Annotated in this window: 16 protein-coding genes; 8 read left to right on the forward strand and 8 right to left on the reverse strand. The window is 68.7% G+C overall.

Features of this window, described 5'->3' with window-relative positions; genetic code table 11:
* Positions 1–36: 36 nt before the first annotated feature.
* The 8 genes from ACGFYU_RS14145 to dnaA all read right to left on the reverse strand — a co-directional run bounded on the left by ACGFYU_RS14145 (position 37) and on the right by dnaA (position 12,220).
* Positions 37–675: a DUF3566 domain-containing protein gene (locus ACGFYU_RS14145; protein ID WP_393827560.1), complete on the reverse strand. Its 639-nt coding sequence runs from the start codon at positions 673–675 to the stop codon at positions 37–39.
* Between the two features lie 3 nt (positions 676–678).
* Entirely contained in the window at positions 679–3,273 is a 2,595-nt protein-coding gene (gene gyrA / locus ACGFYU_RS14150) for a DNA gyrase subunit A (protein WP_393827561.1), read from the reverse strand.
* 41 nt (positions 3,274–3,314) lie between these two features.
* On the reverse strand, positions 3,315–5,333 hold the full coding sequence (gyrB, locus tag ACGFYU_RS14155; protein WP_393827771.1) for a DNA topoisomerase (ATP-hydrolyzing) subunit B: 2,019 nt from the start codon (positions 5,331–5,333) through the stop codon (positions 3,315–3,317).
* 287 nt (positions 5,334–5,620) lie between these two features.
* On the reverse strand, positions 5,621–6,151 hold the full coding sequence (locus ACGFYU_RS14160) for a DUF721 domain-containing protein (RefSeq protein ID WP_393827562.1): 531 nt from the start codon (positions 6,149–6,151) through the stop codon (positions 5,621–5,623).
* Positions 6,148–7,284, reverse strand: coding sequence for a DNA replication/repair protein RecF (gene recF / locus ACGFYU_RS14165; RefSeq protein WP_393827563.1), 1,137 nt, complete (start codon positions 7,282–7,284; stop codon positions 6,148–6,150). The genes ACGFYU_RS14160 and recF overlap by 4 nt, the downstream gene beginning before the upstream one ends.
* 56 nt (positions 7,285–7,340) lie before the next feature.
* A complete protein-coding gene (gnd, locus tag ACGFYU_RS14170; protein WP_393827564.1) occupies positions 7,341–8,216 on the reverse strand; it encodes a phosphogluconate dehydrogenase (NAD(+)-dependent, decarboxylating) in 876 nt (291 codons plus the stop codon).
* A 202-nt stretch (positions 8,217–8,418) separates the two neighbouring features.
* Positions 8,419–9,549, reverse strand: a complete 1,131-nt coding sequence (dnaN, locus tag ACGFYU_RS14175; RefSeq protein WP_030153167.1) for a DNA polymerase III subunit beta — start codon at positions 9,547–9,549, stop codon at positions 8,419–8,421.
* A gap of 865 nt (positions 9,550–10,414) precedes the next feature.
* Complete coding sequence (dnaA, locus tag ACGFYU_RS14180; protein WP_393827565.1) at positions 10,415–12,220, reverse strand: chromosomal replication initiator protein DnaA; 1,806 nt, start codon at positions 12,218–12,220, stop codon at positions 10,415–10,417.
* Between the two features lie 358 nt (positions 12,221–12,578).
* On the opposite strand from dnaA, the gene rpmH reads away from it, so the two are divergent.
* From rpmH to ACGFYU_RS14220, 8 genes are all read left to right on the forward strand, one after another.
* A complete protein-coding gene (gene rpmH, locus ACGFYU_RS14185; protein ID WP_018547628.1) occupies positions 12,579–12,716 on the forward strand; it encodes a 50S ribosomal protein L34 in 138 nt (45 codons plus the stop codon).
* A 21-nt stretch (positions 12,717–12,737) separates the two neighbouring features.
* The gene (rnpA, locus tag ACGFYU_RS14190; RefSeq protein WP_393827566.1) at positions 12,738–13,112 is read left to right on the forward strand and encodes a ribonuclease P protein component; all 375 of its coding nucleotides are present in this window, start codon (positions 12,738–12,740) and stop codon (positions 13,110–13,112) included.
* Positions 13,109–13,390 carry a membrane protein insertion efficiency factor YidD gene (gene yidD, locus ACGFYU_RS14195; protein ID WP_393827567.1) on the forward strand — a complete coding sequence of 94 codons (282 nt, stop codon included), beginning with the start codon at positions 13,109–13,111 and terminating at the stop codon, positions 13,388–13,390. The genes rnpA and yidD overlap by 4 nt, the downstream gene beginning before the upstream one ends.
* 3 nt (positions 13,391–13,393) lie before the next feature.
* Entirely contained in the window at positions 13,394–14,497 is a 1,104-nt protein-coding gene (gene yidC / locus ACGFYU_RS14200; protein WP_393827568.1) for a membrane protein insertase YidC, read from the forward strand.
* A gap of 15 nt (positions 14,498–14,512) precedes the next feature.
* Positions 14,513–15,025, forward strand: coding sequence for a R3H domain-containing nucleic acid-binding protein (locus ACGFYU_RS14205; RefSeq protein WP_365164382.1), 513 nt, complete (start codon positions 14,513–14,515; stop codon positions 15,023–15,025).
* Between the two features lie 75 nt (positions 15,026–15,100).
* Positions 15,101–15,841, forward strand: a complete 741-nt coding sequence (gene rsmG, locus ACGFYU_RS14210) for a 16S rRNA (guanine(527)-N(7))-methyltransferase RsmG (RefSeq protein WP_393827569.1) — start codon at positions 15,101–15,103, stop codon at positions 15,839–15,841.
* 265 nt (positions 15,842–16,106) lie between these two features.
* Positions 16,107–17,192 (forward strand): AAA family ATPase, encoded by a 1,086-nt coding sequence (locus ACGFYU_RS14215; RefSeq protein WP_393827570.1) that lies wholly within the window; start codon positions 16,107–16,109, stop codon positions 17,190–17,192.
* Positions 17,189–18,277: a ParB/RepB/Spo0J family partition protein gene (locus tag ACGFYU_RS14220; protein WP_393827571.1), complete on the forward strand. Its 1,089-nt coding sequence runs from the start codon at positions 17,189–17,191 to the stop codon at positions 18,275–18,277. The genes ACGFYU_RS14215 and ACGFYU_RS14220 overlap by 4 nt, the downstream gene beginning before the upstream one ends.
* The last annotated feature ends 6 nt before the right edge of the window (positions 18,278–18,283 follow it).

Here is an 18,283-nt window from a genome sequence, read left to right on the forward strand (position 1 = left end):
GCTCCAAAATCGGTTCCGACGCAGCGTCTGCGCAGGTCACTCGTCCTCGGCGAGCGTGAGCTCCACACCGCCGACGAAGCCCGCCGACAGGTTGTAGATGAACGCGCCGAGCGTGGCCAGAGCCGTCGCCAGCACCACGTCGATGACCGCGATGACCGACGTGAAGATCAGAACCCGCGGCAGCGACAGGAACGACTGGAGGTCGAAGCCGTTGCTCTCGTTCGAGCCGGTCGCCTCGCTGATCGTGCCGCCGACGGTGGAGAAGACGCCCATCGCGTCCATGACCATCCACAGCACCACGGCCGCGACGATCGTGCAGATGCCCAGCGCGATCGACAGCAGGAAGCTGACCTTCATCACCGACCACGGGTCGGCCTTGGCCACCCGCAGCCGCGCCTTGCGCGTCCTGGGCGCCATGCGGGCCCCCGTACGCGGCTTGCGCTGCCCGGCGCCCGCCCCGCCGCCCCGCGGCGCACCGGGGCCCGAGGGCGCCGAGTAGGCCTGCGGCGGGTGGTAGGGCTGCGCCGGCTGTGCCTCCGGCTGCTGTCCCCGGGTGTCCGTCACGATCCTCCCCCTGCCTTCGGCGGGGGTGCCCCCACCTTGGGAGTCCGCGGCGGGGCCACGGGCACCGTTGTCTCCAGTCATGGCCGGTCCGGCGCCCGTGGCTCCACTCACGACTTACTCCTCGTGCTCCCCAGCCGAGGGCTCGGTGCCCTCGGCGGCCTCGGCGGCCTGTCCTTCGGCTGCCTCGGTCCCGTCGACCTCGTCAGCTTCCTGACCGGCCTCGGCGTTGCGGGCGATGCCCACCACGGCATCGCGCTTGCCCAGGTTGATCAGCTGGACGCCCATGGTGTCACGGCCGGTCTCCCTGACTTCGTTGACGCGCGTACGAATCACACCACCGCCGAGCGTGATGGCGAGAATCTCGTCCGATTCGTCCACCACGAGCGCTCCGACGAGAGAACCGCGGTCCTCCACGATCTTCGCGGCCTTGATGCCCAGACCGCCGCGACCCTGGACGCGGTACTCGTCGACCGGCGTCCGCTTGGCGTAGCCGCCGTCGGTCGCGGTGAAGACGAACGTACCCGGCCGGACAACGCTCATGGAGAGCAGTTCGTCACCCTCGCGGAAACTCATGCCCTTCACGCCCGAGGTGGCGCGGCCCATCGGACGCAGCGCGTCGTCGGTCGCCGTGAAGCGGATCGACTGCGCCTTCTTGCTGATCAGCAGCAGGTCGTCCTCGGCGGACACGAGCTCCGCGCCGATCAGCTCGTCGTCGCTGCCGTCCTCGGTCTCCCGGAGGTTGATCGCGATGACGCCACCCGAACGGGGCGAGTCGTAGTCCTTGAGCGCCGTCTTCTTCACCAGGCCGCCCTTGGTGGCCAGGATCAGGTAGGGCGCCGCCTCGTAGTCGCGGATCGCGAGGATCTGGGCGATCTTCTCGTCCGGCTGGAAGGCCATCAGGTTCGCCACGTGCTGACCGCGCGCGTCACGGCCGGCGTCCGGGAGCTCGTACGCCTTGGACCGGTAGACGCGGCCCTTGTTCGTGAAGAACAGCAGCCAGTGGTGCGTGGTGGAGACGAAGAAGTGGTCGACCAGGTCGTCCTGCTTCAGCTTCGTGCCGCGCACGCCCTTGCCGCCGCGCTTCTGCGAGCGGTAGTCCTCGGTCTTGGTGCGCTTGACGTAGCCGCCGTGCGTGATGGTGACGACGATGTCCTCTTCGGCGATCAGGTCCTCCATGGACATGTCGCCGTCGAAGGGCACCAGCTTGGAGCGCCGGTCGTCGCCGTACTTCTCGACGATCGCGGTCAGTTCCTCGCTGACGATGGAGCGCTGACGGTCCTCCGAGGCCAGGATCGCGTTGTACTCGTTGATCTTGGCCTGGAGCTCGTCGTGCTCGGCGACGATCTTCTGCCGCTCCAGGGCCGCCAGGCGGCGGAGCTGCATCTCGAGGATCGCGTTCGCCTGGATCTCGTCGATCTCCAGCAGGCCCATCAGGCCCTCGCGCGCGATCTCGACGGTGTTGCTGCGCCGGATGAGGGCGATGACCTCGTCGATCGCGTCCAGGGCCTTGAGCAGACCGCGCAGGATGTGGGCGCGCTCCTCCGCCTTGCGCAGGCGGAAGCGCGTGCGCCGGACGATGACCTCGATCTGGTGCTGCACCCAGTGGCGGATGAAGGCGTCGATCGACAGGGTGCGCGGCACGCCGTCGACCAGCGCCAGCATGTTGGCACCGAAGTTGGTCTGCAGATCGGTGTGCTTGTACAGGTTGTTCAGCACGACCTTGGCGACGGCGTCGCGCTTGAGGACGATCACCAGGCGCTGGCCGGTCCGGGACGAGGTCTCGTCGCGGACGTCGGCGATGCCGCCGATCTTGCCGTCCTTCACCAGGTCGGCGATCTTCTGCGCGAGGTTGTCCGGGTTGGTCTGGTACGGGAGTTCCGTGACCACCAGGCACTGGCGGTTCTGGATCTCCTCGACCTCGACCACCGCGCGCATCGTGATGGAGCCGCGCCCGGTCCGGTACGCCTCCTCGATGCCCTTGCGGCCCACGACCAGCGCGCCGGTCGGGAAGTCCGGGCCCTTGATCCGCTCGATGAGCGCGTCGAGCAGCTCCTCGTGCGTGGCCTCCGGGTGCTCCAGCGCCCACTGGGCGCCGGCCGCGACCTCGCGCAGGTTGTGCGGCGGGATGTTGGTGGCCATACCGACGGCGATACCGGCGGAACCGTTGATCAGCAGGTTCGGGAAGCGCGCCGGCAGGACCGTCGGCTCCTGGTTGCGGCCGTCGTAGTTGTCCTGGAAGTCGACGGTCTCCTCGTCGATGTCCCGGAGCATCTCCATGGCCAGCGGCATCAGCTTGCACTCGGTGTAGCGCATCGCGGCCGCCGGGTCGTTGCCCGGGGAGCCGAAGTTGCCGTTCGAGTCCACCAGCGGCATCCGCATCGACCACGGCTGGGCCAGGCGGACCAGCGCGTCGTAGATCGAGGTGTCACCGTGCGGGTGGTAGGTGCCCATGACGTCGCCGACGACGCGGGCGCACTTGTAGAAGCCCTTCTCGGGCCGGTAGCCGCCGTCGTACATCGCGTACAGCACGCGGCGGTGCACCGGCTTGAGGCCGTCCCGCACGTCGGGCAGCGCACGCGAGACGATGACGGACATCGCGTAGTCGAGGTAGGAGCGCTGCATCTCCGTCTCGAGCCCGACGGGCTCGATGCGCAGCACGGGCTGCTCCTCCGCGGGATTCTCTGCGGTGGGGGTGGTTTCGTCGGCCATTGCTGGTCAGAAGTCCTTTCAGGCGGTCAGCGGAGACCGACTCAGATGTCGAGGAACCGAACGTCCTTGGCGTTGCGCTGGATGAAGGAGCGCCGTGCCTCGACGTCCTCGCCCATCAGCACCGAGAACAGGTCGTCGGCCTGCGCCGCGTCGTCCAGCGTGACCTGGCCGAGGACACGGTGGTCCACGTCCATGGTGGTGACGCGCAGCTCCTCGGCGTTCATCTCGCCCAGACCCTTGAAGCGCTGGATCGAGTCTTCCTTGATCCGCTTGCCGTTCTGCTTGCCGAGCTCGACCAGGGCGTCGCGCTCGCGGTCCGAGTACGCGTACTCGAAGTCGTCCCGACCCCACTTGATCTTGTAGAGCGGCGGACGCGAGAGGTACACGTGACCGGCCTCGACCAGCGGCCGCATGAAGCGGAAGAGGAAGGTCAGCAGCAGGGTGTTGATGTGCTGGCCGTCGACGTCGGCGTCCGCCATCAGGATGATCTTGTGATAGCGGAGCTTCTCGATGTCGAAGTCCTCGTGGACGCCGGTGCCGAAGGCGCTGATCAGCGCCTGGACCTCGGTGTTCTGGAGGATCTTGTCGATACGGGCCTTCTCGACGTTCAGGATCTTGCCGCGGATTGGCAGGATGGCCTGGTACATCGGGTTGCGGCCGGACTTCGCGGAGCCGCCGGCGGAGTCACCCTCGACGATGAAGATCTCGCACTTGGTCGGGTCGTTCGACTGGCAGTCGGACAGCTTGCCCGGCAGCGAGGCGCTCTCCAGCAGACCCTTGCGACGCGTCAGGTCGCGGGCCTTGCGGGCCGCGACGCGCGCCGTGGCCGCCTGGATCGCCTTGCGGACGATGTCCGCGGCCTCGACCGGGTTCCGGTCGAACCAGTCGCTGAGGTGCTCGTGGACGACCTTCTGCACGAAGGTCTTCGCCTCCGTGTTGCCCAGCTTGGTCTTCGTCTGGCCCTCGAACTGCGGCTCGCCCAGCTTGATCGAGATGATCGCCGTCAGACCCTCGCGGATGTCCTCGCCCGCGAGGTTGTCGTCCTTCTCGCGGAGCAGCTTCTTGTCGCGCGCGTAGCGGTTGACCAGACCGGTCAGCGCCGCGCGGAAGCCCTCCTCGTGGGTACCGCCCTCGTGCGTGTGGATCGTGTTCGCGAAGGAGTAGACACCCTCCGTGTACTGCGAGTTCCACTGCATCGCGATCTCGACCGAGAGCATGCGCTCCTTGTCCTCGGCCTCGACGTCGATGACGGTCGGGTGGATCATCTCGCCCTTGCGCGAGTTGAGGTACTTCACGAAGTCGACGATGCCGCCCTCGTAGTAGTACTTGACCGTGCGCGCCTGGGCCTCTTCGGCCTCCTCGGCGGAGTCCGCACCCACGGTGGCCTTCGCCGACTCGCGCTCGTCGGTCAGCGAGATCGTCAGGCCCTTGTTGAGGAAGGCCATCTCCTGGAAGCGCCGCGAGAGCGTCTCGAAGGAGTACTCGGTGGTCTCGAAGACGTCGCCGTCGGCCCAGAACGTCACCGACGTGCCGTGCTCGTCGGTCTCCTCGTTCTTGGCCAGCGGGGCCGTCGGCACGCCCAGCTTGTAGTCCTGGGTCCAGCGGTGGCCGTCCGTCTTGACCTCGACCGCGACCTTGGTCGACAGGGCGTTCACGACGGACACGCCGACGCCGTGCAGACCGCCGGAGACGGCGTAGCCGCCGCCGCCGAACTTGCCGCCCGCGTGCAGGACGGTCAGGACGACCTCGACGGCCGGCTTGCCCTCGGACGGCACGATGCCGACCGGGATGCCTCGACCGTTGTCGACCACCCTGACGCCGCCGTCGGCGAGGATCGTGACGTCGATCGTGTCCGCGTGCCCGGCCATGGCCTCGTCGACGGAGTTGTCGACGACTTCCTGGACGAGGTGGTGCAGACCTCGCTCACCGGTCGAGCCGATGTACATGCCGGGCCGCTTGCGGACCGCGTCCAGGCCCTCGAGGACCTGGATCGCACTGGCGTCGTAATTCTTCTCGTTGGAGTCGCCGGAATCGGCCACGAAGCGCCCTTTCTGGCACAGCGCAGCCCGTACTCCGGACCAGCGTGTGCGCCGGAGGAGCGGCCGCGTCGATCTGCGTTGTCTGCGTGATCCCGCGAACGGGCGGGATTTCCTCCAGTCTACCGGTACCACGGACATGAATGGGGGTTTGCCGGTACCTGAGTCCGCATGTGCCGCCCTGAACCGCCACTCTCCGACTCCCCATATCCGGGAAGGGGCTCAAAGAGGCTCACACGGGCACCCAGCCCTTCGGCCTGTCAACCTCCGACTACCGTGAGGGACACCACCCGCATCGAGCCCCGCCGGGGCTACCCGTACGTGTCCCCCGGACCGGAGCTCCCCGGCGCCCGCCACGGCCCGTACGGCTTGGGCCGCCCGCCGGGGCCCCGCACGACGATCATCCGCACCGTGCCCTGCCCCAGATCCGCGTTCAGCCGCGCCACCAGCTGCGGAGCCAGCAGCTTCAGCTGCGCCGCCCACGCCGAGGAATCGCACCGCACGACCAGTTCACGGTCCTCGTACCGCTCCGGTTCACAGTGCGCCGCGATCTCCGGCCCGACGATCTCCGGCCAGCGCTCCATCACGCCCGCCACCGCCATCGGCATCTCCCAGCCGCGCTCCGTGCGCAGCCGGTCCAGCGCCGCCATCAACGGCATCGGGTCCCGGCCGTCCGCCCGCGCCCCCGACCGCAGTCCTGGCTGCTGCTGCCGCTTCCGGCCGCCCGCCGCGTTCCCCCGCGCCCGCGCCTGCTCCCGCGCGGCCGCCAGCGCCTGGCGCGCCAGATCCACCCCGGAGGCCTCGGGGGTCTTCCGCGGAGGCTGCTTCTCCTGGTCGCTCACAGCCGGGTCACCTCACCGCCGGACACCCCGAACCGCGCCCCCACCAGCACTCCCGGAACGTCATCGTCCACCGCCGCCGTCACCAGCACCTGCTCGCCCGGCGCCACCAGCTCGGCCAGCCGCTCCCGGCGCCGCGCGTCCAGCTCCGCGAACACGTCGTCCAGGATCAGCACCGGCTCGCTGCCCTCCGAGCGCAGCAGCTCGTACGAGGCCAGCCGCAGGGCCAGCGCGTACGACCACGACTCCCCGTGGCTCGCGTACCCCTTCGCCGGCAGCTCCCCCAGCCGCAGCAGCACGTCGTCACGGTGCGGACCGACCAGGGTCACGCCCCGCTCGATCTCCTGCTTGCGCACCTCCGACAGGGCCGCCAGCAGCACCTCGTAGATCGCCTCGCGGCTCCGCGCCGCACCGCTGTCCACCGGCTCGCCCGCCGAGGACTTGTACGAGAGCCCCAGCGGGCCGCCCCCGGGCGCGAGCTGCTCGTACGCCTTGTCCGCCAGCGGCAGCAGCGTCGTGATCAGGTCCAGCCGCTGCGCCAGCAGCTCCGCGCCCGCGCGCGCGAGGTGCTGGTCCCACACGTCGAGCGTGGACAGGTCCATCGACCTCCCCCCGTGCCGGCGCGCCATCGCCGCCGACTTCAGCAGCGTGTTCCGCTGCTTGAGCACCCGCTCGTAATCCGACCGGACACCCGCCATCCGCGGGGAGCGCGCCGTCACGAGCTCGTCCAGGAACCGCCGCCGCTCCCCCGGGTCGCCCTTCACCAGGGCGAGGTCCTCCGGCGCGAACAGCACCGTCCGTATGATCCCCAGCACGTCACGCGGCCTGACCTGCGAGGACCGGTTGATCCGGGCCCGGTTCGCCCGCCCCGGGTTCAGCTCCAGCTCGACCAGCTGCTGCCGCTCGCCCTGGGTGACGGCCGCGCGGATGATCGCCCGGTCCGCGCCCATCCGTACCAGGGGGGCGTCCGAGGAGACCCGGTGGCTGCCCAGCGTCGCCAGGTAGCCGATCGCCTCGACGAGGTTCGTCTTGCCCTGGCCGTTGGGGCCCACGAAAGCCGTGACGCCCGGGTCGAGGGGAACCTCGGCCCGGGCGTACGAGCGGAAGTCGGCCAACGAGAGATGCGAAACATGCATACGGCGCCGACCTCCCCCGGCTTCCTGCTGCTCTGCTCTGTGGTGCTGTGGTGGAGCTACTTCTTCTCGACCGCGTGGCCGCCGAACTGGTTGCGCAGCGCGGCGATCATCTTCATCTGCGGCGAGTCGTCCTGGCGGGACGCGAACCGCGCGAAGAGCGAGGCCGTGATCGCGGGCAGCGGCACGGCGTTGTCGATCGCCGCCTCCACCGTCCAGCGGCCCTCGCCCGAGTCCTGCGCGAAGCCCTTGAGCTGCTCCAGGTGCTCGTCCTCGTCGAGGGCGTTCACGGCCAGGTCCAGCAGCCAGGAACGGATGACCGTGCCCTCCTGCCAGGAGCGGAAGACCTCGCGGACGTCGGTGACCGAGTCCACCTTCTCCAGGAGCTCCCAGCCCTCGGCGTAGGCCTGCATCATGGCGTACTCGATGCCGTTGTGGACCATCTTCGCGAAGTGGCCCGCGCCGACCTTGCCGGCGTGTACGGCGCCGAACTCACCCTCGGGCTTGAGGGCGTCGAAGACGGGCTGGACCGCGGCGACGTGCTCCTTGTCCCCGCCGTACATGAGGGCGTAGCCGTTCTCCAGGCCCCACACGCCGCCGGAGACACCGCAGTCGACGAAGCCGATGCCCTTGGCCTTCAGCTCCTCGGCGTGCTTCTCGTCGTCGGTCCAGCGGGAGTTGCCGCCGTCGACGACGATGTCGCCGGGCGAGAGCAGCTCCGCCAGCTCGTCGACGGTGGACTGCGTCGCCGCGCCCGCCGGGACCATCACCCACACCACGCGGGGGGCCTGCAGGCTGTCCACAAGTTCCTGCAGGCTGTGGACATCGGCGAGGTCCGGGTTGCGGTCGTATCCGATGACGGTGTGGCCTGCGCGGCGGATGCGCTCGCGCATGTTGCCGCCCATCTTGCCGAGACCGACGAGACCAAGCTCCATCAGGTGGTTCCTTAAGCGTTGTGACCGTCTGAACCGGATTCCCCCGCTCCGGGGGCACCCAGGCTCCGAGCCTACGCCGGGCGGCACCGGCCGGCCCCACGGGCGCTCCCGGGACGGGCGTACGGAATCCCCTCCACACCCTGGGGAAAAGCCGTCGGGCCCGGTCCGCAGCCTGCGAGACCGGGCCCGACGCACAAGAGCGTCAGCCGGACAGGCGCACCGGCATGATCAGGTACTTGTACGCCTCGTCGGCTTCGGCGTCGACGGCCGGGCGGCCGCTGAGCAGCGCCGGCTTGGTGGACGTGGTGAAGCTGAGCTGCGCGGCGGGCGAGTCGATCGCGCTGAGGCCGTCGAGCAGGAAGGTCGGGTTGAAGGCGATCGAGATGTCGTCGCCCTCCAGCTTGGCGTCCACACGCTCCACAGCCTGTGCGTCGTCGCTGGAACCGGCTTCCAGGATCAGCACGCCCTGCTCGAAGCTCAGGCGGACCGGGGTGTTGCGCTCGGCGACGAGGGCCACGCGCTTGACGGCCTCGACGAACGGGGCCGTCTCGATCACGGCGATGGAGTTGAACTCCGTCGGGAAGAGCGTGCGGTACTTCGGCAGGTCGCCCTCGAGGAGGCGGGTGGTGGTGCGGCGGCCGGCGCCCTCGAAGCCGATGAGACCCTCACCGGCGCCGGAGCCCGACAGCGCCAGGGTGACGGTGTCACCGCTGGTCAGGGACTTGGCGGTGTCCAGGAGCGTCTTCGCGGGCACCAGGGCCACGGCGGAGGCATCCGGGTTCTCCGGCTTCCACAGGAACTCGCGGACCGCGAAGCGGTAGCGGTCGGTGGAGGCCAGGGTGACGCGGTCGCCCTCGATCTCGATGCGGACACCGGTCAGGACGGGCAGCGTGTCGTCACGGCCGGCGGCGATGGCCACCTGGGCGGCGGCGGAGGCGAAGACCTCACCGGGCACGGTGCCGGTCGCGGTCGGCATCTGCGGCAGTGCCGGGTATTCCTCCACAGGCAGGGTGTGGAGTGTGAATCGCGAGGATCCACAGACCACGGTCGCCCGTACACCGTCTGTGGAAATCTCCACCGGGCGGTTGGGGAGGGCGCGGCAGATGTCGGCGAGCAGCCGGCCGGAGACCAGGACGGTGCCGTCCTCCTCGACGTCCGCCTCAACGGAGACGCGGGCCGAGACCTCGTAGTCGAAGCCGGAGAGGGACAGGGTGCCCTCCTCGGCCTTCAGCAGCAGGCCCGCGAGAACGGGCACCGGCGGCCGGGCCGGGAGGCTACGGGCGGCCCACGCCACTGCCTCCGCGAGTACGTCGCGCTCCACCCGGATCTTCACCGGAACCGCCTCCTGCTGTTGCTCGCTCGTCTGCCGGCCTTCGTCGTCGGCTCGTCGATGCCTCGACCGATGCCGGGGACCAGTCTGACGTACGGCGCCGACAGTCGTCCCCGCCGGCGGTCAAGTCGGGAGCGAGGTGTCGGGGAGGCCTGCCCACCGAGTTGTGCACAGGACCTGCTTGAAAACCGAAACCGGCCTAACTCTCCATGGGGGTAGTAGTAGGGCCTGTGGAAACGGTGGATAACCCGGTCCTCGCAGGTCAGCCCGCGTTTTTTATCCCCACACCCTGTGGGTGGCACCGGTGGACAACACGGTGTCTCTGTGGAGAACAAAAACTTCTGCACAGGCCGTCCCCAGGGGACCCCGACTACTCCACAGGTGTGTCCCCAGCTTTCCCCCGGTACTCCACAACCCAAACGTCCACCTCGGTGTGACGGCTTTCACTCGGGGCGGTGAGAAGGGGTGGCTGGTTGCCGAACAGTGGACAACGGTGTGGAGAAGAGATCAGATCCTGTGCACAGGATCGGGGAACCTGTGGGTGACCGGTGGACAACGTGGTGGACAGCGCTGTGGACGAATTCTCTGTCCACAGGCTGTGGATGATGCTTGCGCACAATTCCACAGGGTTCTGACCTGCCCTGATGGGCCATCATCCCGCACCCCTGTGGACAGATTGTGGGTGACGGAACCCGTCCCCAGGGTGTGGACGGAAGAAAGTCCGCGAATCTGTGGATGAGTTGCTCCGCAGGGGGCGTATTCGAACAGGTCAGGGGCGCGCGGACGACGAAGGGCGCCCCCGTAGTGACCCGGGAGCGCCCTCTGTACGCGTTTATCGGTGGTCTGCCGCAGCCGCCGAGCCTCCGGCTCAGCCGTTCTTGATGCGGTTGGTGAGCTCGGTGACCTGGTTGTAGATGGAGCGCCGCTCGGCCATCAGCGCCCGGATCTTGCGGTCCGCGTGCATGACGGTGGTGTGGTCGCGGCCGCCGAACTGCGCCCCGATCTTGGGCAGCGAGAGGTCGGTGAGCTCCCGGCACAGGTACATGGCGATCTGCCGTGCGGTCACCAGCACGCGGCTGCGCGAGGAGCCGCACAGGTCGTCCACCGTGAGGCCGAAGTAGTCGGCGGTGGCCGCCATGATGTCGCCGGCCGTGATCTCGGGCGCGCTGTCCTCGCCGCCCGGGATGAGGTTCTTGAGGACGTCCTCGGTGAGGCCCAGGTCGACCGGCTGCCGGTTCAGGCTCGCGAAGGCCGTGACCCGGATCAGCGCCCCCTCCAGCTCGCGGATGTTGCGCGAGATGCGGGAGGCGATGAACTCCAGTACCTCCGGCGGGGCGTTGAGCTGCTCCTGGACGGCCTTCTTGCGCAGGATCGCGATACGGGTCTCCAGCTCGGGAGGCTGGACGTCCGTGATCAGGCCCCACTCGAAGCGGTTGCGGAGCCGGTCCTCCAGGGTGACGAGCTGCTTGGGCGGCCGGTCGGAGGAGAGGACGATCTGCTTGTTGGCGTTGTGGAGCGTATTGAAGGTGTGGAAGAACTCCTCCTGCGTCGACTCCTTGCTCGCGAGGAACTGGATGTCGTCGACGAGCAGGATGTCCATCTCGCGGTAGCGCTTGCGGAAGGCGTCGCCCTTGCCGTCGCGGATGGAGTTGATGAACTCGTTGGTGAACTCCTCTGAGCTCACGTACCGCACGCGGGTGCCGGGGTAGAGGCTCCGTGCGTAGTGCCCGATGGCGTGCAGCAGGTGCGTCTTGCCGAGGCCCGACTCCCCGTAGATGAAGAGGGGGTTGTACGCCTTCGCGGGCGCCTCGGCGACGGCCACCGCGGCGGCGTGCGCGAAGCGGTTGGAGGCGCCGATCACGAAGGTGTCGAAGAGGTACTTGGGGTTCAGCCGGGCGGTCGGCTCGAGCGGGCCCGAGGTGGAACCGCCCGACGGGGCCGGGGGCGCCGCGGGCCGCCCGGGGGCCTGGCGCGGAGCGGGCTGCTCGTACTGCTGCTGCTCGTACTGGTGCTGCGGGTGCGACGGCTGCGGCTCGTACGGGGACTGGTCGAAGGGGGACTGGTCGAAGGGGGACTGCTCGTACTGCTGCTGCTCGAAGGAGCCCTGCTCGTAGCCGGCGGGCTCGGGCTGCTGGAGGTAGCCCGGCTGCGGGGAGGCGTACGGGTCGCGCTCGGGGAAGCCGCCGAGGCGGGGCTGCTGCCAGCCGTAGTCCTCCTGCTGGCCGCCGCGGGGCCAGGCGCCGGGCTCGGGGCGCTGCTGCTGGTAGTCCGGGTAGGCGGGGCGGGCCGTGGGGAGCTGGTCGTCGGACGGTCCGCCGGGTCCGCCGCCGGGGCGCTGGCCGGCGTAGGGCTCGTAGGCCTCGCGCTGCTGGACGGGCGGGGCGGGGGGTGCGGGCTCGCCGGCGGAGTCGTCGACGGTGATGGCGATCCGGATGGGCCGGCCGCACTCCCGGCTCAGCGCGTCGCTGATGAGGGGGGCGAGGCGGCCTTCGAGGACGCGCTTGCCCCATTCATTGGGGACGGCCAGGAGCGCGGTGTCGGCGACGAGTGCCAGGGGCTGGCACCGCTCCACCCACTGCTTGTCCTTGGGCTCGATCCCGGGCTGTCCCTCCCCGAGGAGCTTTTCGAGCACCCTTGGCCACACTGCGGCAAGATCGGCAGGTACGTCAGCCACAGGGCACGCTCTCTCACAGGGGTCCCACGAATGTGTGGTTCTTTGGGACGGTCGGGACAAAAAAATCCGGGATCAGGCAACGGTAGTCAGGCCAGCGGGTGCGGTTCAAGTCGTTGTCCACAGGCTGTGCACAGTGGGGGGCGGCCTCGGCTCGGTTTGACCGGATGGCGTAGCCGCGCGTACCGTAACGAGGTCGAGTTGTCGATGGCTGCTGCCGCCTGCCTACCGATGGGCGAAGATCACTGGTTGTGATCGTTTAGCGGTGCCACTCGGGCGAACACGCGAGTTTCTCCTCGTGGGCGCACGGTGACAGCCAGGCGATGTCCCGCCACAACGATTTATTCTCTGGAGCCCCCGAGTGAGCAAGCGCACCTTCCAGCCGAACAACCGCCGTCGTGCCAAGACCCACGGCTTCCGCCTGCGGATGCGTACCCGTGCCGGTCGCGCGATCCTCGCGAACCGTCGTAGCAAGGGCCGCGCCGCCCTTTCCGCGTAACAACACGCAGGTCGTGACGTCGTGCTGTCTCCCGAAAATCGGCTGAGGCGGCGCGAGGACTTCGCGAGCGCGGTACGCCGGGGGCGTCGGGCTGGTCGCCCGCTCCTCGTCGTCCACCTACGTACAAGCGGTGCAACGGACCCGCACGAGTCGGGGGAGATCGATCCCTCGACGCGTGCGGGTTTCGTCGTCAGCAAGGCTGTCGGCGGTGCCGTCGTCCGTAACCGGGTGAAGCGCCGTCTGCGCCATCTTGTCCGAGAGCGGCTGTCCCAGCTGCCCGCCGGTAGCCTGGTGGTGGTACGTGCGTTGCCCGGAGCGGGTGACGCCGGCCACGACGAACTGGCCCGGGACCTGGATGCCGCTCTGGTGCGGCTCCTGGGAGGCGTGGCTCGATGAAGTACCCGCTGCTCGCTTTGATCAAGCTGTACCAGTGGACGATCAGTCCGCTGCTCGGGCCGGTGTGCCGCTACTACCCGTCGTGTTCGCGCTACGGGTACACGGCCATCGACCGGCATGGTGCGGTGAAGGGGACGTATCTGACCGCCTGGCGGATCCTGCGGTGCAATCCGTGGTCCCCGGGTGGTGTGGACCATGTCCCACCTCGTAAACGCCCGCGTTGGCACGAGCAGCTGCGCAGTGCGTTGCGTAGATCTCGCAATGCTCAAGGAGCCTGATTAGTGGACACGATTGCCAGTCTGTTCAGCTTTATCACCACACCCGTCTCGTGGATCATCGTCCAGTTCCACACGCTGTACGGAGCGATCTTCGGTGCGGACAGTGGGTGGGCCTGGGGCCTGTCCATCGTGTCCCTGGTGATCTTGATCCGTATCTGCCTGATCCCGCTCTTCGTGAAGCAGATCAAGGCGACGCGTGGCATGCAGGCGCTCCAGCCGAAGATGAAGGTGATCCAGGAGCGCTACAAGAACGACAAGCAGCGTCAGTCCGAAGAGATGATGAAGCTGTACAAGGACACGGGTACCAACCCGCTCTCCTCGTGCCTTCCCATCCTGGCGCAGTCCCCGTTCTTCTTCGCGCTCTACCACGTGCTCGCGAGCATCGCCAACGGCAAGACGATCGGCGTCATCGACAAGTCGCTGCTGGAGAGCGCGCGTCAGGCGCACATCTTCGGCGCCCCGCTGGCTGCCAAGTTCATGGACAGCAGCGAGAAGGTCGCGAGCCTCAACGCCTCGCTCACCGATGTGCGCATCGTGACCGCCGTCATGATCGTCCTGATGTCGCTGTCGCAGTTCTACACCCAGCGTCAGCTGATGCAGAAGAACGTGGACCTCTCGGTCAAGACGCCGTTCATGCAGCAGCAGAAGATGCTGATGTACATCTTCCCGCTGATCTTCGCCTTCATGGGCATCAACTTCCCCGTGGGTGTTCTCGTCTACTGGCTGACCACGAACGTGTGGACCATGGGCCAGCAGATGTACGTGATCAACCAGAACCCGACGCCGGGCAGCAAGGCGCAGGACCAGTACCTGACCCGCCTGCTGAAGCACGTGACCTCGCACGGCGAGGTCCGGGGCCGCAGCAAGAAGAAGATCGTTGCCGCGATCGTGGCCAAGGGCCCGGACCGCAACGACAACGAGCGCAAGTTCATCACGGCCCTGACCAAGCAGGGCATGGCAGCCCAGGCGGACGGCACCGTGATCAAGACTTCTGAGGCCACGGCCGACGCGGACGCGGCGAGCGGCGGTGCCGCGAAGCGGCAGCAGCCGAAGCGGCAGACGAAGTCGAAGCGCCAGACGCCCAGCAAGCCCTCTCCCAAGAAGTAAGAAGGAGTCCCTCCCGTGACGGAAGGCACCACCACCGCCGCCGCTGAGGGCGGCGACACCCTGACCCGCCTCGAGCAGGAGGGTGAGATCGCGGCCGACTACCTCGAGGGTCTGCTGGACATCGCCGACCTGGACGGCGACATCGACATGGACGTCGAGGCCGACCGGGCCGCGGTGTCGATCGTCAGCGACTCGGCCAGCCGCGACCTGCAGAAGCTCGTGGGCCGCGACGGTGAGGTTCTGGAGGCTCTGCAGGAGCTGACCCGCCTCGCCGTGCACCGGGAGACCGGCGACCGCAGCCGGCTGATGCTGGACATCGCCGGGTTCCGTGCGAAGAAGCGCGAGGAGCTGGCGGCGCTGGGCGCCAAGGCGGCGGCGGACGTGAAGGCGTCCGGCGAGCCGCTGAAGCTGGCCCCGATGACGCCGTTCGAGCGGAAGGTCGTCCACGACGCCGTGGCGGCCGCCGGCCTGCGGAGCGAGTCCGAGGGCGAGGAGCCGCAGCGCTTCGTCGTTGTGCTTCCGGCCTGATCGGTAGCGCGAGTGTTCGGCCCCGTCTGTGTCGCAGACGGGGCCGATGTTTGTCAGCCTGGCATGTGAACAACCATGCGGTACGGAAGGACGGTCCCCGTGACGGAAGCAGCTGAGCTTCCCCCGGCGCCTGAAGAGGCGCGCGCGGTGTTCGGTGAGTTTTTCCCGGAAGCTGTGCGGTACGCGGAGCTGCTGGCGGACGCGGGAGTCAAGCGGGGCCTGATCGGGCCGCGTGAGGTGCCGCGGCTGTGGGAGCGGCACCTGCTGAACTGCGCCGTGCTCTCGGAGGTGGTGCCCCAGGGCGTCACCGTGTGCGACGTGGGTTCGGGCGCGGGACTGCCCGGTATCCCGCTGGCGCTGGTGCGCCGCGATCTCAAGATCACGCTGCTGGAGCCGCTGCTGCGGAGGACGAACTTCCTCCAGGAGGCCGTGGAGCTGCTGGGCCTGGACCACGTCACCGTGGTGCGGGGCCGGGCCGAGGAGGTCCTCGGCAAGCTCCAGCCGGTGCACGTGGTGACGGCGCGCGCGGTGGCTCCGCTGGACCGGCTGGCCGGCTGGGGTGTGCCCCTGCTGCGTCCCTATGGCGAGATGCTGGCGCTGAAGGGTGACACCGCGGAGGAAGAGCTGGTGTCGGCCAAGACGGCGCTGGCCAAGCTCGGTGTGGTGAAGACCTCGGTGCTCCACGTGGGCGAGGGTGTGGTGGATCCCATGTCGACGGTGGTGCGGGTCGAGGTCGGAGAGAGCCCCGGTGGAGTGAGATTCGCGGCCAAGCGGGCTAAGGCAGCTCGGGTGGGACGCACGCGCCGCCGGCGCTGAGTCTCCGAATTCTCGGGGCTCCCGGGGAGATTTGGCCTGGGTTGGGCCCTATAGGTATGGATTTCGGAGTGTCGTAGCGGCCCGGAGACTCCCTCCGGGCATCGTGTTTCACGTGAAACGTCGCTCTCTGCTGCACGGAATCATCAGCCGCGGTCGTGCGGCTGCGTCCCCCCGCCACCGCAAGGACGCGAGGGGGACGGAGTTGTCCACATCGGTGGATTCATCCACAGGAGTACGGGCCCCGCTGGTTCGCGACCCCGATGACATGGCAGGCTCTGTTCATCGCGAGCCTGATGTCGAGGAGAGTGACACCGTGCGGTCCGACGCCAACCTCGCGGGGCCGATGGCCGATCCGGTCCCCGGTCCCCGCTCTGAATCGGCGGGCGAGGATGTTTCACGTGAAACATCGGCGCCCCTTGTAGACAACGACACCCCCATCGGCCGAGCCGCCCAGCTGGCGGTCGAGGCGCTGGGGCGCGCCGGCGAGGGGCTGCCCCGACCGGAGCAGACCCGGGTCATCGTGGTCGCCAACCAGAAGGGCGGCGTGGGCAAGACCACGACGACCGTGAACCTGGCGGCCTCGCTGGCACTGCACGGGGCACGGGTCCTGGTGGTCGACCTCGACCCGCAGGGCAATGCCTCCACGGCTCTGGGTATCGATCACCACGCGGATGTGCCCTCGATCTACGACGTCCTCGTGGACAGCCGGCCCCTGCTGGAGGTCGTCCAGCCGGTGGTGGACGTGGAGGGACTCTTCTGTGCCCCGGCCACGATCGACCTGGCCGGCGCGGAGATCGAGCTGGTGTCGCTGGTGGCCCGCGAGAGCCGCCTCCAGCGGGCGATCCAGGCGTACGAGCAGCCGCTCGACTACATCCTGATCGACTGTCCGCCCTCGCTCGGGCTCCTGACCGTGAACGCCCTGGTGGCCGGCGCGGAGGTGCTGATCCCGATCCAGTGCGAGTACTACGCGCTGGAGGGTCTGGGTCAGCTGCTGCGCAACGTCGACCTGGTGCGGGCCCACCTGAACCCGAGCCTGCACGTGTCGACGATCCTGCTGACGATGTACGACGGCAGGACCCGCCTCGCCTCGCAGGTGGCGGAGGAGGTGCGCAGCCACTTCGGCAAGGAGGTGCTGCGGACGAGCATCCCGCGGTCGGTGCGCATCTCGGAGGCGCCGAGCTACGGGCAGACGGTGCTCACGTACGACCCGGGTTCCAGTGGTTCCCTCTCCTATCTGGAGGCTGCGCGGGAGATCGCGTATCGAGGGGTCGGAATGCAGTACGACGCCCAGCACGCCCATCTGGGCGCGGGTATGAACAGCACGCAGAATGTGGCGGAGGGGATCCAGTGAGCGAGCGACGTAGAGGTTTGGGGCGAGGGCTCGGTGCGCTGATTCCCGCGGCTCCGCAAGAGCAGACGCCGCCGGTGATCGGTGCCGGGTCGACGTCTCCGTCGGCGGTGCCGGTGTTGACGTCGGAGCGTGGGATCGCCGCTGCGAAGCTCGCTTCGCTGGCGCAGGCGGATGTTTCACGTGAAACATCGTTCGTCGCGCCGGTGGAAGAGCCGGTGCCGGCGGCGCCGGAGGCCAACGTGGTGGCGGGAGCGACCTTCGCGGAGCTTCCGATGGACGCGATCACGCCGAACCCGCGGCAGCCGCGCGATGTGTTCGACGAGGACGCGCTCGCCGAGCTGGTGACGTCCATTCAGGAGGTGGGTCTGCTCCAGCCGGTCGTGGTGCGCCAGTCGACCCCCGGCCGCTACGAGCTCATCATGGGCGAGCGGCGCTGGCGGGCCTGCCGGGAAGCCGGTCTGGAGACCATTCCGGCGATCATCCGGGCCACGGACGACGAGAAGCTTCTGCTGGACGCGCTGCTGGAGAACCTGCACCGGGCCCAGCTGAATCCGCTGGAAGAGGCCGCGGCGTACGACCAGCTGCTGCAGGACTTCAACTGCACGCACGACCAGCTGGCGGACCGCATCGGCCGGTCGCGTCCCCAGGTGTCGAACACGCTGCGGCTGCTCAAGCTGTCGCCTTCGGTTCAGCGCCGCGTGGCCGCGGGGGTGCTGTCGGCGGGCCATGCGCGGGCGCTGCTGGCGGTCGAGGACTCCGAGGAGCAGGACCGGCTGGCGCACCGGATCGTGGCCGAGGGGCTGTCCGTGCGCGCGGTCGAGGAGATCGTGACGCTGATGGCCTCGGAGCCCACGAGCGCGGTGCGTCCGAAGGGTCCGCGCGCGGGTGCCCGGGTGTCTCCGGCGCTCAGTGAGCTGGCGACGCGGCTGTCGGACCGCTTCGAGACGCGGGTGAAGGTGGATCTGGGCCAGAAGAAGGGCAAGATCACCGTCGAGTTCGCGTCGATGGAGGACCTGGAGCGGATTCTGGGGACGCTGGCGCCGGGCGAGGGCCGAGTGCTGGAGCAGGGTCTTTCCGGGGAGTGACCCCCG

This window comes from Streptomyces sp. NPDC048337 (assembly GCF_043201175.1).
Taxonomy (GTDB): Bacteria; Actinomycetota; Actinomycetes; order Streptomycetales; family Streptomycetaceae; genus Streptomyces.

What these genes read in the sequence shown, in the direction of transcription:
- ACGFYU_RS14215 (WP_393827570.1), top strand. Translation starts at nt 16,107, where the DNA reads ATGGCAGGCTCTGTTCATCGCGAGCCTGATGTCGAGGAGAGTGACACC.
- recF (WP_393827563.1), bottom strand. Translation starts at nt 7,284, where the DNA reads ATGCATGTTTCGCATCTCTCGTTGGCCGACTTCCGCTCGTACGCCCGG.
- gyrA (WP_393827561.1), bottom strand. Translation starts at nt 3,273, where the DNA reads ATGGCCGACGAAACCACCCCCACCGCAGAGAATCCCGCGGAGGAGCAG.
- yidD (WP_393827567.1), top strand. Translation starts at nt 13,109, where the DNA reads ATGAAGTACCCGCTGCTCGCTTTGATCAAGCTGTACCAGTGGACGATC.
- rsmG (WP_393827569.1), top strand. Translation starts at nt 15,101, where the DNA reads ATGCGGTACGGAAGGACGGTCCCCGTGACGGAAGCAGCTGAGCTTCCC.
- gnd (WP_393827564.1), bottom strand. Translation starts at nt 8,216, where the DNA reads ATGGAGCTTGGTCTCGTCGGTCTCGGCAAGATGGGCGGCAACATGCGC.